We start from the raw sequence: 15099 nt of genomic DNA, 5'->3' as shown, positions 1-15099 counted from the left end.
GCACAAGCAGTGAACATGCGTAACCAGTGGCCGGTCCTGCCCGTAGTGGCGGGGCTGGCCTCCGGCCTTTTGACCGGCTGCGGAACGGGCAGCTCAGACTCCGGGGGGACCGGCTCGTCCATCGTCATGGGAATGTCGGACGACGTCCTGGCCACCGACCCCGCCTCCGGTTACGACCCGGGTTCCTGGCTGTTGTTCAACAACGTCTTCCAGTCGCTGCTCAGCTTCCCCGACGGAGGCACGGAGCCCGAGCCGGAGGCCGCCGAGTCGTGCGTCTTCGCCGACGCGTCCACCAAGGTCTACCGGTGCACGCTCAAGGACGGCCTCAAGTTCAGCAACGGTGACGCGCTCACCTCCGAGGACGTCAAGTTCTCCTTCGACCGCATGCTCAAGATCAACGACGCTGCCGGTCCGGCCATCATGTTCCCCATGCTGGACAAGGTCGAGGCGCCGGACGCCAAGACAGTCGTCTTCCGGCTGAAGGTGCCCGACGCCACCTTCCCGAGCAAGATCGCCTCCGGTGCGGGCTCCATCGTCGACCACAGCCAGTACGACGCGAAGGGCCTGCGCAAGGACGGCAAGGCGGTCGGCTCCGGCCCGTACACGCTGGACTCGTTCGGCGACGACAAGGCCGTCTTCTCGGTCAACGAGAACTACAAGGGCAACGCGAAGGTGAAGAACTCCGGCGTGACGCTGAAGTTCTTCCACGGCAACGCGTCCGCCCTGAAGAAGGCGCTGCTCGACAACAAGATCGACATCGCCTACCGAGGCCTCAGCGCGGGCGACATCGCCGACATCCAGAACGCCGACAACGACTCCGAGGCCGAGGTCGTCGAGGGCAGCAGCGCCGAGGTCCAGCACCTCGTCTTCAACATGAAGGACCGGGTCGCAGGAAAGCTCGGTGTGCGCAAGGCCATCGCCTATCTGCTCGACCGCGACGCCCTCATCAAGGACGTCTACCAGGGCACGGCCACCCCGCTGTACTCGATCATCCCGGCGGGCATCGCCGGCCACAACACGGCCTTCTTCGACACCTACGGCGCCAGCCCCTCACCGGCCAAGGCCGCCGCCGCCCTGAGGAACGACGGCATCACCGGCAAGGTCAAGCTGACCCTCTGGTCCACCCCCTCGCGCTACGGCCCGGCAACCGACCAGGAGCTCAAGGCGATCGCCAAACAGCTCAACGCCAGCGGCCTCTTCGACGCCGACGTGAAGTCCGTCGCCTTCGACCAGTACGAGAAGGACATCGCCAAGGGCAAGTACGGCGTGTACGTGAAGGGCTGGGTGCCCGACTACCCGGACGCCGACAACTTCACGGCCCCCTTCTTCGGCCGGGGCAACGTGCTGAGCAACCACTACAGCAACAGCACGATCACCGGCACCCTCATCCCGCGCACCGCCGCCGAGAGCGACCGCGCAGCGACCGACAACGACTACGGCAGGCTGCAGGACATCGTCGCCGACCAGCTGCCCGTCCTCCCGGTCTGGCAGGCCAAGCAGTACGCGGTCACCCGCCAGAACGTCTACGGCCTCGAGTACTGCCTCGACGCCTCGACGGTCTTCCGCTTCTGGGAGCTCAGCAAGGACTGAGCGACGGCCCCATGCAGACGAAGGGCGCCCTCTCCGCGCGAGAGGGCGCCCTTCGTGTCGTACAGCTGCCGCTACTGCGCGCCGGGACGCACCAGCCCGCTCTCGTACGCATACACCGCGGCCTGCACCCGGTCCCGCAGCCCCAGCTTCGTCAGCACGTGTCCGACGTGCGTCTTGACAGTGGTCTCGCTGACGAACAGATCGGCGGCGATCTCGGCGTTGGACAGCCCGCGGGCCACCAGCTTCAGTACCTCCACCTCGCGCTCGGTCAGCGTGTGCAGCGTGTCCGGCACGGGCTCGTCCCCGGAGGGCAGATGAGTGGCGTACTTGTCGAGCAGCCGCCGGGTGATGCTCGGCGCCAGCATGGCCTCACCGCCGGCCACCACCCGGATTGCCTGCACCAGCTCGTTGGCCGGCGCATCCTTCAGCAGAAAGCCGCTGGCACCCGCCCGCAGCGCCTCCACCACGTACTCGTCGAGGTCGAACGTGGTCAGCACCAGCACCTTCGCCGGGCCGTCCCGCCCGGGCCCGGTGATCTGCCGGGTCGCCTCCACCCCGTCCATGCGAGGCATACGGATGTCCATCAGGACCACGTCGGGCTGCAGCGCCCGCACCTGGTCGAGAGCCTGGAGGCCGTCTCCGGCCTCGCCGACGACCGCGATGTCCTGCTCGGCCTCCAGGATCATCCGGAAGCCGGTGCGCAGCAGCGGCTGGTCGTCGACCAATAGGACGCGGATGGCCACGTAAGTCTCCTTCGCTAGTCCGGCCCCATTCTGCCCTGCGAGACGTCCGCGGACTCGGCCGCCCTCAGAGCCGGCGAACAAACCCGCCTCGCCGGCGACGCCGGGCACGCACCGCGGCGCCTCGGCGGGCGCGACCGAGGAGACCGACGGGCTCGGCGAGGGCGAGGCCGAGCGGTCGGCGTCGCGGCTCGTCGCGGAGCCCTCCTAGCGGCCGTCGGCGCCGCCCGGCATGCCGGCCCACCGCACCACCGGTCCCAGCCTTCAGGCGGCCGGCAGGCTTATCCGCCGGCTCTGACCGGCAGCGGATACGGCGGGGGAGTACCGCCGAATTCCGGGCAGTGCGCCTGGTGGTCGCACCAGCCGCACAGCTTGGTGGGACGCGGGCGCCAGTCCCCCGACTCCGTCGCCTGCCGGATCGCCTCCCACAGCGCCAGCAGCTTGCGCTCGACACGCTCCAGGTCGGTGAGGACGGGGTCGTAGGTCAACACATCCCCACTGCCGAGATACACGAGCTGCAGCCGCCTCGGCACCACGTTCTTCAGACGCCACACCACCAGGGCGTAGAACTTCATCTGGAACAGAGCCCCTTCGGCGTACTCCGGCCGCGGCGCCTTGCCCGTCTTGTAGTCGACGATCCGCACCTCGCCCGTGGGCGCCACGTCCACCCGGTCGATGATCCCGCGCAGCATCAGCCCCGAGTCCAGCTCCGCCTGCACGAACAGCTCCCGCTCGGCCGGCTCCAGCCGGGTCGGATCCTCCAGCGTGAACCATCGCTCTACGAGCTGCTCCGCCTCGCCCAGCCAGCGCGCAAGCCGCTCGCCCTGCGGATCGTCCTCGAACAGCTCCAGCACTTCCGGCCGGGTCTCCCGCAGCCGGTCCCACTGCCCGGGGATCAGGGACTTGGCGCGCGGCGCGGTCCGCTCCGCGGCCGGGGCGTCGAAGAGCCTCTCCAGCACCGCATGCACCAGCGTGCCCCGGGTCGCCGCCTCGCTCGGCTTCTCGGGCAGCCGGTCGATGACGCGGAACCGGTAGAGCAGAGGGCACTGCATGAAGTCACTGGCCCGCGAGGGCGACAGACTGGCGGGCGCTATGGCGATTCGCGAACTCGTGCCCGCCGCCTCGACCGGCGACGCTGCCGCCGGCTCCACCGTCACCGGCACATCCGCCCGCGCCATATCGCTGCTGGGGGCCTCCGCCGCGCCCTCCGTACTCGTCTCCATGCCCCAGACCATACGGCCCGCCACTGACAGTGACCCGCCTGCGGCCGTAACAGCTGCGACGCCTGGGGAAACAGAAGGGGTGCCGGGGCGGAACGCCTCCCGACGGCCGCATACCATCGACCCGAGACCCTTCCGCCCGGCAGGCGCGGAAGACGCTTCGAACGAGGGGACATCGTGGACGAGAGCGGCGGGAGCGGGCACCCGCGGTCCGGCACCGACGAGCCGGCCGAGCACCACGCAGGGTCAGCGGCCCCGGCCGCCCCCGAGTCCACCCCGGCCCACGACCAGCCCCCGACAGACGCGCCGGGGGAGGACACGGACCGGCCCACCGCAGGCGACGAGCGGAACACTGCGCACGGCACCGACCCGCAAGCGAGCCCAGCGCCCGACGCGGCAGGCAGCACCGCCGCGGACGAACGCCACGCAGACGAGCCCCCCACGGACAACCGCCCCCCGGCCAACAGCGCCACGGGCGACCACGCCTCCCATGCCGCCGGCCACTCGGCCCCCCCTGCCGACGGACACCGGGCTTCCCACACCGACGACGACACCCCTCACCCCGGCGACCGGGCCTCCCACACCTCCGCCCCCGGCGATCGCACCCTCGCCCACTCCCGCACCACCAGGAACCGCCCGCCCCGGCGCCAGGAATCCCCCCGAGGCGGCCTCCTCATGGGCCGCCCCTTCGGCGTGCCCGTGTACGTAGCGCCCAGCTGGTTCCTCGTCGCCGCCCTGATCACCTGGGTCTTCGGCGGCCAGCTCGACCGCGTCCTGCCCGAACTCGGCGCCGCCCGCTACCTCGTCTCCCTCTTCTTCGCCGTCGCCTTCTACGCCTCCGTCCTCGTCCACGAACTCGCCCACACCGTCGCCGCCCTCCGGTTCAAACTCCCCGTCCGCCGCATCCAGCTCCAGTTCTTCGGCGGCGTCTCCGAGATCGAGAAAGAGGCCGAGACCCCCGGCCGCGAATTCGTCCTCGCCTTCGTCGGCCCCCTCCTCTCCCTCGTCCTCGCCGGCCTCTTCTACGTCGCCATGCAGCCCGTCGAGCCCGGCACCGTCCCCGGCGTCCTGCTGGCCGGCCTGATGATCTCCAACCTCATCGTGGCCGCCTTCAACCTCCTGCCAGGCCTGCCCCTCGACGGCGGCCGCATGCTCCGCGCCGTCGTCTGGAAGATCACCGGCAGGCCCATGAGCGGCACCATCGCCGCCGCCTGGGTCGGCCGCGCCCTCGCCGTCTCCGTCCTCATCGGCCTGCCGCTGCTCACCCAGTCCGGCGCCCTCGGCTCCACCGCCGAGGACAGCGTCGGCATGGACACCGTCACCGACGCCCTGCTCGCCGCCATCCTCGCCGCCATCATCTGGACCGGCGCCGGCAACAGCCTCCGCATGGCCCGCCTCAGGGAACACCTGCCGGAACTGCGCGCCCGCAACCTCACCCGCCGCGCCGTCCCCGTCGAAACCGACACCCCCCTGTCCGAGGCACTGCGCCGCGCCAACGCCGCCGGCGCCCGCGCCCTCGTCGTCGTCGACCCCGAAGGCAACCCCCTCTCCCTCGTCCGCGAGGCCGCCATCGTCGGCGTACCCGAACACCGCCGCCCCTGGGTCGCCGTCAGCGGCCTCGCCCAGGACCTCACCGACGGCATGCGCGTCTCAGCAGAACTCGCCGGCGAAGACCTCCTCGACGTCCTGCGCGCCACCCCCGCCACCGAATACCTGGTGGTCGAGGAGACCGGCGAGATCTACGGCGTCCTGTCCGCGGCGGACGTGGAGCGCGCCTTCGTGAAGGCCATGGCCAGGCCCTCCTCCTAGACGGCCGGGCCCTTCTCCCAGTGGTCGGAGGCCCACGCAAACCCCGGTAGTCTGTTCACATGTCCGAACCGACCGGTGCCGCCCGCAGGCGCGGGCCCTTCAAGGTCGGGGACCAGGTTCAGCTGACCGACCCCAAGGGCCGCCACTACACGTTCACGCTCGAGGCCGGGAAGAACTTCCACACCCACAAGGGTTCCTTCCCGCACGACGAACTGATCGGCGCTCCCGAGGGCAGCGTTGTCCGCACCACCGGGAACGTCGCCTACCTCGCGCTGCGCCCCCTGCTCCCCGACTACGTCCTGTCCATGCCCCGTGGGGCCGCCGTCGTCTACCCCAAGGACGCCGGGCACATCCTCGCCTTTGCCGACATCTTCCCCGGCGCCCGCGTCGTCGAGGCCGGCGTCGGCTCCGGCTCGCTCAGCAGCTTCCTGCTGCGCGCCATTGGCGACCAGGGCATGCTGCACAGCTACGAGCGCCGCGAGGACTTCGCCGAGATCGCCCAGCAGAACGTCGAGCGCTACTTCGGCGGCCCCCACCCCGCCTGGCAGCTCACCGTCGGCGACCTCCAGGACAACCTGTCCGACACCGATGTCGACCGCGTCATCCTCGACATGCTCGCCCCCTGGGAGTGCCTGGAGGCCGTCTCCAAGGCCCTCGTGCCCGGCGGCATCCTGTGCTGCTACGTCGCCACCACCACCCAGCTCGCCCGGACCGTCGAGTCCATCCGCGAGATCGGTTCCTTCAACGAGCCGACGTCCTGGGAGACGATGATCCGCAACTGGCACGTGGAAGGCCTGGCCGTCCGCCCGGACCACCGCATGATCGGCCACACCGGCTTCCTGCTCACCGCCCGCCGCCTCGCCGACGGCGTCGAGCCCCCCATGCGCCGCCGCCGCCCCGCCAAGGGCGCCTACGGCGAGGACTACACCGGCCCCAACGCCGACGGAGGCGGCCGCTGACGCGGCCGCACACCCCACCCAACGAAGAGGCGCTGCCGCCGAGTTCCCGGACATCATCCGCAACTCGACCGCAGCGCCCTTCTGTTGACACCACGCCGCAAACCGAACAAACCAGGCACCGTCCATTCGAGGAACCGAACACCCCGCCGTTCCCCCGCACTGTGACGTGTGGCACGATGCAGGCCACCCCCACCGGCACAGCCCTCACAGGAGACACTCCTAGTGCAGCAATCCGCCGTCCCGGAACTGGCACACACGCACACCCGCCCCATCCACTGGGTCGCCACCGCCACGGCCGTCTCAGGCGTCATGGCCCTCTCCTCGCTCCTGCAGCCCAACTCCGCGACAGCAGCCCAGACGGCACACCCCCGGCCCGGGACCGCACACACGGCGACCGCGCCCAGCACCACGGGAGTCGACTTCCCCATCACCTGCGGGCCGGTCAAAGCAGTCGTACAGAAAAAAGCCACCGGAGACCTCGACGGCGACGGAAACCCCGAAACCGTGGCCGTCGTGCACTGCGACGCCCCCATGGGAACCCCGCCCGACGGCGTCTACGTCCTCACGCGCGCCGCGGACGGCGGCAAGCCACGCGTGGTGGCGACCCTGCTCGACCCCAAGACCGGCGACACCGTCAGTGACTTCGCCGTACGCGACGGAGCCGTCCTCGCCACACTCCTCGGCTACTCGTCCGACGACGTCCCCCGCTGCTGCCCCGACGTCACCGACAGCGCGAAGTGGCAGTGGAAGAACGGCGCGTTCACCCGCTCCACGCCCGCCGGAGCACACACCGTCTGACCCCCGCAACCCCCGCGTGTGAGAAATCAGACAGCAGTAACAGGCAGTACCCGACAGGTCACTCCGCGTCCGGACCGTAGACCTCGACCCTGTCCGAAACCCGACGCACATGGATGCACTCGCCCGGACACTCCTTCGCCGAATCCACCACATCCGTGAGAAGCGGCAGCGGCACGGGCGTTGCAGCCCCCTTGGCCTGCAACAACTCGTCCTCCGAGCCCTTCACATAGGCCAGCCCGTCGATGTCCAGCTCGAACACCTCCGGCGCGTACTGGGCGCAGATCCCGTCGCCGGTACACAGGTCCTGATCGATCCAGACCTCCAGCGCCTCACCGCCGACCACGGCCTCCTGCTGCACGCTCATGTCTCCTGCCGTAAAGGTGCCGAACCGAACCGGGAATCCGGCCAGCTCTGACGGGTGTTGAACACTTCGACCCTACCTCCGGCGGCTTCCCAATCATGTTCGGTGGGTATTCCCCTGGCGTGAGGGAGAGCGCAAGGGTGAAGATCGGACACACCCCGACAGTCTTTGTGATCTAGGGGTTTCAATCGACACCCACCCAGGTAGGGTCTGGAAGCGTCCAGCTCCCCTTGGAGGAGGTGAGGACCGTGGCAGCCCACGACGACGACATGAACCGCGGCATCCGCCCGGGACGAGGGTCCGACGACCCGGCCGGGCAGATTGCCTACCTTGAGCAGGAGATCGCCGTCCTGCGACGCAAGCTCGCCGACTCTCCGCGACACACGAGGATTCTCGAAGAGCGGATCGTCGAGCTGCAGACCAACCTGGCCGGCGTGTCCGCCCAGAACGAGCGACTCGCCAACACGCTCCGTGAGGCTCGCGACCAGATCGTGGCCCTCAAGGAAGAGGTCGACCGGCTCGCACAGCCACCGGCCGGCTTCGGAGTCTTCCTCACGGCGAACGAGGACGGCACGGCCGACATCTTCACCGGAGGCCGCAAGCTCCGCGTGAACGTCAGCCCCAGCGTCGACCTCGAAGATCTGAGGCGCGGCCAGGAAGTGATGCTCAACGAAGCGCTCAACGTGGTCGAGGCCATGGAGTTCGAGCGCGTCGGGGACATCGTCACCCTCAAGGAGATCCTCGAGGACGGCGAACGCGCCCTGGTGCTCGGGCACACCGATGAGGAGCGGGTGGTACGGCTCGCCGAGCCACTGCTGGACGTGAACATCCGCCCCGGTGACGCCCTGCTGCTCGAACCCCGTTCCGGCTATGTCTACGAGATCGTTCCCAAGAGCGAGGTCGAGGAACTCGTCCTCGAAGAGGTCCCCGACATCGGCTACGAGCAGATCGGCGGCCTCGGCGGCCAGATCGAAGCCATCCGCGACGCGGTCGAGCTGCCGTACCTCTACCCGGACCTGTTCAAGGAGCACGAACTGCGCCCGCCCAAGGGCGTCCTGCTCTACGGACCCCCCGGATGCGGAAAGACACTCATCGCCAAGGCCGTCGCCAACTCACTGGCCAAGAAGGTCGCCGAGGTCACCGGCCAGGCCGCCGGCAAGAGCTTCTTCCTCAACATCAAGGGCCCCGAGCTGCTCAACAAGTACGTCGGCGAGACCGAGCGGCAGATCCGCCTCGTCTTCCAGCGTGCACGTGAGAAGGCCAGCGAGGGCACACCCGTCATCGTCTTCTTCGACGAGATGGAATCCCTCTTCCGCACCCGAGGCTCCGGCGTCAGCTCCGACGTGGAAAACACCATCGTCCCCCAGCTGCTCGCCGAGATCGACGGTGTCGAAGGCCTGCAGAACGTGGTCGTGATCGGCGCCTCCAACCGCGAGGACATGATCGACCCCGCCATCCTGCGCCCCGGCCGCCTCGACGTGAAGATCAAGATCGAGCGCCCCGACGCCGAAGCCGCCAAGGACATCTTCGGCAAGTACCTCACCGAACGCCTCCCCCTGCACGCCGACGACGTCGGCGAGCACGGCGGCAACAAGACGACCACCGTCGAGAGCATGATCCAGACGGCCGTCGAGCACATGTACGCGGAATCCGAGGAGAACCGCTTCCTGGAGGTCACCTACGCCAACGGTGACAAGGAAGTCCTCTACTTCAAGGACTTCAACTCCGGCGCCATGATCGAAAACATCGTCGGCCGCGCCAAGAAGATGGCGATCAAGGACTTCCTCGACCACAACGCAAAGGGTCTCCGCGTCTCCCACCTCCTCCAGGCCTGCGTGGACGAGTTCAAGGAGAACGAAGACCTGCCCAACACCACCAACCCGGACGACTGGGCCCGAATCTCCGGAAAGAAGGGCGAACGGATCGTCTACATCCGCACCCTCATCACCGGAAAGCAGGGCGCCGACACCGGACGCTCCATCGACACGGTGGCGAACACCGGTCAGTACCTGTAAAAGACAGGGCGGCTGCGGGTGCCCTCACCGGGTACCCGCAGTCGACTGTTTTTCAGGCCAAGACCGCAACAAGAGGCGCGCAAGGCAATGACGCAAATGATCTCCCCACCAGCGCAAAGCCGTTCTAGGCTCTTCGGTACCGCCGAGTCGCGCAGTGCGGGGACGGGCACCGCACACGCACCGGAGCGCCAGCGGTACTTGAGCGCCGCCCCCGACCGAGGGCAGCGCCGGGCAAGGAGGGCCGCATGACCGTACGGCGAGTAATGGGCATCGAGACGGAGTACGGCATCTCCGTCCCCGGCCACCCCAACGCCAATGCCATGCTCACCTCGTCCCAGATCGTCAACGCCTACGCGGCGGCGATGCACCGGGCCCGCCGGGCCCGCTGGGACTTCGAGGAGGAGAACCCGCTGCGCGACGCGCGAGGCTTCGACCTCGCCCGCGAGGCCGCCGACGCCAGCCAGCTCACCGACGAGGACATCGGCCTCGCCAACGTGATCCTCACCAACGGCGCACGACTCTACGTCGACCACGCACACCCCGAATACAGCGCCCCCGAGGTCACCAACCCCCGCGACGCCGTCCTCTGGGACAAGGCCGGCGAACGCATCATGGCCGAAGCCGCCGAACGCGCAGCCGCGCTCCCCGGCGCCCAGCCGATCCACCTCTACAAGAACAACACCGACAACAAGGGCGCCTCCTACGGCACACACGAGAACTACCTGATGAAGCGGGAAACCCCCTTCTCGGACATCGTGCGCCACCTCACGCCCTTCTTCGTCTCCCGCCAGGTCGTCACCGGAGCAGGCCGCGTCGGCATCGGCCAGGACGGCCACGAACACGGCTTCCAGCTCAGCCAGCGCGCCGACTACTTCGAGGTCGAGGTCGGCCTCGAAACCACCCTCAAACGCCCCATCATCAACACCCGCGACGAGCCGCACGCCGACGCCGAGAAGTACCGCCGCCTGCACGTGATCATCGGCGACGCGAATCTTTCGGAGATCTCGACCTACCTGAAGCTGGGCACGACGGCGCTCGTCCTGTCGATGATCGAAGACGGCTTCATCGCCGTCGACCTGGCCGTGGACCAGCCCGTCCGCACCCTCCACCAGGTCTCCCACGACCCCACCCTCCAGCGCCTGGTCACCCTCCGCAGCGGCCGCACACTCACCGCGGTCCAGCTCCAGATGGAGTACTTCGAGCTCTCCCGCAAATACGTCGAGGAACGCTTCGGTGCGGATGCCGACGACCAGACCAAGGACGTCCTGGCCCGCTGGGAAGACACCCTCAACCGCCTGGAGAACGACCCCATGAGCCTCGCCGGCGAACTCGACTGGGTCGCCAAACGCGAACTCATGGAGGGCTACCGGCGCCGCGACGGCCTCGACTGGGACGCCGCAAAGCTCCACCTCCTCGACCTCCAGTACGCCGACGTACGCCCGGAAAAGGGCCTCTACAACCGTCTCGCGGCCCGCGGCCGCATGAAGCGCCTCCTGGACGAGAACGAGGTCGAGAGGGCCCGTACGAAGCCCCCGGAGGACACCCGCGCCTACTTCCGCGGACGCTGCCTGGAGCAGTACGCGGACGACGTCGCCGCGGCCTCCTGGGACTCCGTGATCTTCGACCTCCCGGGCCGGGACTCCCTCCAGCGCGTCCCAACCCTCGAACCGCTTCGCGGAACGCGAAATCACGTAAAGGAACTCCTCGACCGCTGCCGCACAGCGGAAGACCTGGTCAGGGTGCTGTCGGGCGGCTGAGCGGGCGCCGGGGCGGAACCGGCCGGGCAGGGTGGAAAGTCCATCGTCCGGGAATCATCGAGGTGGCCCCCGTACGTTGTAGCAACTGCGGGGCCGATGTCGGACCCTGCTTGTAGGGTCTGATCAAGAACGTCGAACCGAGCGGGGTGAGGGGTTATGGCGACCAAGGACACCGGCGGCGGCCAGCAGAAGGCGACGCGCTCCACGGAGGAGGTCGAGGAGCAGGCGCAGGATGCGCAGGCTTCTGAGGACCTCAAGGAGCGCCAGGAGAAGCTGAGCGATGACGTGGACTCCGTCCTGGACGAGATTGATGACGTCTTGGAGGAGAACGCAGAGGATTTCGTGAGGTCCTTCGTTCAGAAGGGTGGGGAGTAATCCGGCATTCGCCTTTGATTCTAAGGTGAAGTCGGGGGATTCTCGGGGTGAACGAAGAATCGGGATCGAGACGCTGTTCGCGGTGCAAGCAGTGCCTGCCGCGTGCGGCGTTCGCCAGCAACAAGTCCATGCCCGATGGCCTCCAGGCGTACTGCCGCGAGTGTGCCGCCGAGTACTACCGGCAGCGCCAGGAGGCCAAAGGGAAGAAGGTCCGCGAGAAGGTTTCGGTCCCGCCGGGGCATAAGCGGTGTCCGCAGTGCGAAGAGGTGAAGCCGCACTCGGAATGGGAGCTCAACAAGTCCTCGTCGGACGGCTGGGCAAGCTACTGCCGCGCGTGCCGGGCGGAGCGGAATCGGGTCAGCTACTTCAAGCGCAAGTACGGCCTCACACCAGCGGAGTTGGACGCACTGATCGAGGAGCAGCGCGGCATCTGTTGTATATGCCTTGCCGCTCCGGCCGAGCATGTGGATCACTGCCACAAGACGGGTAGGGTCCGAGGCGTACTGTGCTTCAGCTGCAATGCCGCACTGGGGCAGTTCAAGGATCGGCCCGATGCCATAAGGCGGGCTGCTGCTTACGTGGAAGGAATCGCGTGGAAGCCAACACTCGTAGCACCGGGCGTCTACCAGCTGCCTTCCTGACGCCTGGGTCGTCGTCCTTCATGGACTTCCTGTCCGCGCACCAGCCGGAGATGCTTCCGGGCAACCGGCAGCTGCCTCCGACGCAGGGTGTGATCGAGGCGCCGCACGGGACGACCATTGTGGGTGTCACGTTCCCGGGTGGTGTCGTGCTCGCAGGCGACCGTCGCGCCACCATGGGCAACGTCATCGCGCAGCGGGACATCGAGAAGGTGTTCCCGGCCGATGAGTACTCGGCCGTGGGTATCGCCGGTACGGCCGGTCTGGCTGTCGAGATGGTCAAGTTGTTCCAGCTGGAGCTGGAGCACTTCGAGAAGGTCGAGGGGGCGCAGCTCTCGTTGGAGGGCAAGGCGAACCGGCTGTCGACCATGATTCGTTCCAACCTGGGCATGGCCATGCAGGGCCTGGCCGTGGTTCCCCTTTTCGCGGGGTATGACGTGGACCGCGAGAGGGGCCGTATCTTCTCCTACGACGTGACGGGTGGCCGTTCCGAGGAGCATGGCTTTGCGGCCACGGGCTCCGGTTCGATCTTCGCGCGTGGTGCCATGAAGAAGCTCTTCCATGACGGCCTGACCGAGGACGAGGCCACGACTCTCGTGGTCCAGGCCCTCTATGACGCGGCCGACGACGACTCGGCGACCGGTGGTCCCGATGTCGCCCGCCGGATCTATCCGATCGTCACCGTGATCACTGAGGACGGTTTCCGTCGGCTCACCGATGACGAGTCCTCCGAGATCGCCCGCTCGATTCTGGCGCGGCGGCTGGAGCAGCCTGACGGTCCGCGGGCCGCGCTGCTGTAGCCGGGTGACCGGCTCTTACGAAGGTGATCGCGTGACTTCGACAGAAAGGGACGGATAACCGGTGTCGACGCCGTTCTATGTCTCACCCCAGCAGGCCATGGCCGACCGGGCGGAGTACGCCCGCAAGGGCATCGCCCGTGGTCGCAGCCTGGTCGTGTTGCAGTATGCCGACGGCATCGTCTTCGTCGGCGAGAACCCGTCCCGTGCGCTGCACAAGTTCAGCGAGATCTATGACCGGATCGGTTTTGCGGCCGCCGGCAAGTACAACGAGTACGAGAATCTGCGGATCGGCGGGGTGCGGTATGCCGATCTTCGTGGTTACACCTATGACCGTGATGACGTGACCGCCCGCGGTCTTGCCAACGTGTATGCGCAGACGCTGGGCACGATCTTTTCCAGTGCGGCCGAGAAGCCGTACGAGGTGGAGTTGGTCGTTGCCGAGGTGGGCGAGACGCCTGAGGGTGACCAGATCTATCGGTTGCCGCATGACGGGTCGATCGTGGACGAGCATGGGTCGGTCGCGGTCGGTGGCAATTCTGAGCAGATCAGCACCTACCTTGATCAGCAGCACCGTGAGGGTATGTCCCTCGCGGAGGGGCTGAAGCTGGCTGTTCAGGCCCTGTCCCGTGACACGAACGGTACGCAGCGGGAGATTCCCGCCGAGCGTCTGGAGGTCGCGGTGCTGGACCGTACGCGTCCGCAGGCGCGGAAGTTCAAGCGGATCGTGGGCCGCCAGCTGGCTCGGCTTCTGGAGGTGGACGGAGCGTCCACCGAGGCTGAGAGCAGCGCGGAGGAGGGCTCGGACGAGGAGTAGTCCGCCCCACGCCTATCCCGCTCCTTGTTGTGCCCCGGTCGTCGATGCGGCCGGGGCACAGGGCGTTCAGGAGGGGCTGGGCGGGGCCGTGGAGCCCCGTACGACCAGTTCGACGGGGATGTCGCCTGCCTCGGGCAGACGCCCCTCCAGGACGGCCAGCAGGGCCTTCATGCCGTGCTCGCCGAAGAGCTCGGCGTCGAGGCGTACGGTCGTCAGTTCGGGGTCGAGGGCGGTGGCGAGGGCGAGGTCGTCGAGGCCGGTGACGGAGATGTCGTCGGGGATGCGCAGGCCGAGGCGGCGGGCTGCTTTGTAGGCGCCGGCGGCGAGTTTGTCGTCGTCGCAGACCAGGGCGGTGGGTCGTGGTCCGGGGGCGGACAGGGCTGCTTCGGCGGCGGTCAGGGCGCCTTCGATGGAGATCGGCGCGCGGGCCGTCCGTACTGTTGTGCCCGGGACGGCGCCGACTCGTGAGGCCAGTTCACGCGCGCGTACCTCGAAGGTCCAGGACGCCACGTCCGCCGCCAGGTGCAGGAAGCGGCGATGGCCCAGGCCCAGCAGGTGTTCGGCGACCTGGCGGACCCCGTCCGTGATGTCGAGGTTCACTGTGGCCGCGCCCAGACTGCCCTGCGGATCGCTGTCGAGCATCACCAGGGGGAGTTGGTCGCCGCGGATGGCGGTGAGGGCGTCGGCGGCCATGGAGGAGGCGATGACGCCGTCGAGGGCGGCCTGGGCGGAGGCGAAGGGGTCGCGGGCGGGGCCGATGCCTTCGGGGGAGGGATAGAGGACGACGCCGAAGCCGTGGTCGGCGGCGACTCGGGCGGCGCCTGTGTACACGCCGGCGAAGAATTCCGTCGTCAGTGCCGGGACGACGAGGAGGACGGTGCGGGTGCGGCCCAGGCGGAGGTTGCGGGCGGCGAGGTTGGGCCGGTAGCCGAGGTCGCGGGCGGCCTCTCGTACGCGTTCGGCGGTCGCGGCCGAGACGCGGCCGCGCCATTTGTCGCCGAGTACCAGGGAGACCGCGGCCTGGGAGACGCCGGCGGCCTGGGCGACGTCACGGCTGGTGGGGCGGGTGCTGCCTGGTGCCACCGTGTGCCTGCTCCCTGTCTTCTGGTCGTTCGCCTCGGGGCGTTCCAGCCCTGCGGCTCACTCCGGTCGTCTGGACTGGTGAACAGCGCACATGGTACGTATGAGAGCGGACGTTATACGTAAAACCTCCGGCGTCGGTC

14 protein-coding genes are annotated in these 15099 nt (G+C 68.3%); 10 read left to right on the top strand and 4 right to left on the bottom strand.

All coding sequences use genetic code 11. The features are described from left to right. The first annotated feature begins 9 nt into the window (after positions 1–9). A complete protein-coding gene (locus EDD92_RS10395) occupies positions 10–1590 on the top strand; it encodes an ABC transporter substrate-binding protein (RefSeq protein ID WP_123964024.1) in 1581 nt (526 codons plus the stop codon). A gap of 71 nt (positions 1591–1661) precedes the next feature. On the opposite strand, the gene EDD92_RS10390 is transcribed toward EDD92_RS10395, so the two are convergent. Then, positions 1662–2333 (bottom strand): response regulator transcription factor, encoded by a 672-nt coding sequence (locus EDD92_RS10390; protein ID WP_099927643.1) that lies wholly within the window; start codon positions 2331–2333, stop codon positions 1662–1664. A gap of 278 nt (positions 2334–2611) precedes the next feature. Further along, the gene (locus tag EDD92_RS10385; protein ID WP_123964023.1) at positions 2612–3553 is read right to left on the bottom strand and encodes a RecB family exonuclease; all 942 of its coding nucleotides are present in this window, start codon (positions 3551–3553) and stop codon (positions 2612–2614) included. Between the two features lie 174 nt (positions 3554–3727). Here EDD92_RS10385 and EDD92_RS10380 point away from each other — a divergent pair, with 174 nt between their 5' ends. From EDD92_RS10380 to EDD92_RS10370, 3 genes are all read left to right on the top strand, one after another. Beyond that, on the top strand, positions 3728–5359 hold the full coding sequence (locus EDD92_RS10380) for a site-2 protease family protein (protein WP_123964022.1): 1632 nt from the start codon (positions 3728–3730) through the stop codon (positions 5357–5359). Positions 5360–5418: 59 nt separating this feature from the next. Continuing rightward, complete coding sequence (locus tag EDD92_RS10375) at positions 5419–6318, top strand: tRNA (adenine-N1)-methyltransferase (RefSeq protein ID WP_030945999.1); 900 nt, start codon at positions 5419–5421, stop codon at positions 6316–6318. Positions 6319–6540: 222 nt separating this feature from the next. After that, positions 6541–7116, top strand: coding sequence for a hypothetical protein (locus tag EDD92_RS10370; RefSeq protein WP_123964021.1), 576 nt, complete (start codon positions 6541–6543; stop codon positions 7114–7116). A 58-nt stretch (positions 7117–7174) separates the two neighbouring features. Here the strand turns inward: EDD92_RS10370 and EDD92_RS10365 are convergent, their stop codons facing one another. Further along, positions 7175–7480, bottom strand: a complete 306-nt coding sequence (locus tag EDD92_RS10365) for a ferredoxin (RefSeq protein WP_123964020.1) — start codon at positions 7478–7480, stop codon at positions 7175–7177. A 245-nt stretch (positions 7481–7725) separates the two neighbouring features. Between EDD92_RS10365 and arc the strand changes: the two genes are divergently transcribed. The 6 genes from arc (at position 7726) to prcA (ending at position 13876) form a co-directional block, all read left to right on the top strand. Continuing rightward, positions 7726–9492, top strand: a complete 1767-nt coding sequence (gene arc / locus EDD92_RS10355) for a proteasome ATPase (RefSeq protein ID WP_123964019.1) — start codon at positions 7726–7728, stop codon at positions 9490–9492. 245 nt (positions 9493–9737) lie between these two features. Beyond that, a complete protein-coding gene (gene dop / locus EDD92_RS10350; protein ID WP_399182444.1) occupies positions 9738–11249 on the top strand; it encodes a depupylase/deamidase Dop in 1512 nt (503 codons plus the stop codon). A gap of 156 nt (positions 11250–11405) precedes the next feature. After that, complete coding sequence (locus EDD92_RS10345; RefSeq protein ID WP_011027899.1) at positions 11406–11624, top strand: ubiquitin-like protein Pup; 219 nt, start codon at positions 11406–11408, stop codon at positions 11622–11624. Positions 11625–11671: 47 nt separating this feature from the next. Further along, complete coding sequence (locus tag EDD92_RS10340; protein WP_260326454.1) at positions 11672–12265, top strand: endonuclease VII domain-containing protein; 594 nt, start codon at positions 11672–11674, stop codon at positions 12263–12265. After that, positions 12217–13062: a proteasome subunit beta gene (prcB, locus tag EDD92_RS10335; protein WP_123964018.1), complete on the top strand. Its 846-nt coding sequence runs from the start codon at positions 12217–12219 to the stop codon at positions 13060–13062. Before EDD92_RS10340 ends, prcB begins: the two co-directional genes overlap by 49 nt. Before the next feature lie 61 nt (positions 13063–13123). Beyond that, a complete protein-coding gene (gene prcA / locus EDD92_RS10330) occupies positions 13124–13876 on the top strand; it encodes a proteasome subunit alpha (RefSeq protein ID WP_030945975.1) in 753 nt (250 codons plus the stop codon). Positions 13877–13942: 66 nt separating this feature from the next. Here prcA and EDD92_RS10325 read toward each other — a convergent pair whose 3' ends face one another. After that, positions 13943–14959, bottom strand: a complete 1017-nt coding sequence (locus tag EDD92_RS10325) for a LacI family DNA-binding transcriptional regulator (protein WP_123964017.1) — start codon at positions 14957–14959, stop codon at positions 13943–13945. Between the last annotated feature and the right edge of the window lie 140 nt (positions 14960–15099).

It is taken from the genome of Streptomyces sp. TLI_185, assembly GCF_003814765.1.
Classification (GTDB): domain Bacteria; phylum Actinomycetota; class Actinomycetes; order Streptomycetales; family Streptomycetaceae; genus Streptomyces.
This window is presented reverse-complemented; position numbering and strand designations above follow the sequence as displayed.